This is a genomic window from Photobacterium sp. DNB22_13_2 (assembly GCF_052873915.1).
The window spans coordinates 1-261 of the sequence record NZ_JBNNXU010000174.1 but is presented as its reverse complement, the minus strand read 5'-3'; the positions used below and the strand labels follow the sequence as shown (position 1 = coordinate 261).

Sequence of the window (261 nt, the reverse complement as noted above, 5' to 3'; positions counted from 1 at the left end):
GGGTGGCTCCTTCGATTGAGAGATGGCGCAACGCAGCGCCGTGGTACGACTTCGGCTTAGGCGGCCAGAAGTTCACGCACGTAGCGGTCCTCCCAGCCATCGCCCTGCATGTAGTGCTTGTCGAAAACCGCTTGCGCCTTGCCGTCGGAGCGCAGCCGGGCAACCATCTCAGGCTTGAAGTCCGTCTGGAGCATGCGCGACGTGGTCCGGGTGACCCACAGGTAGTCACGGTTCGGCACGGCGTCGTTGATCATTTGCACC

The 261-nt window shown here is 62.8% G+C and carries 1 protein-coding gene; it reads right to left on the bottom strand.

Going from position 1 to position 261, the window contains the following annotated elements:
* Positions 1 to 56: 56 nt before the first annotated feature.
* The coding region (locus ACVA58_RS28255; protein ID WP_446513550.1) for a hypothetical protein at positions 57 to 261 on the bottom strand (205 nt) is incomplete at its 5' end.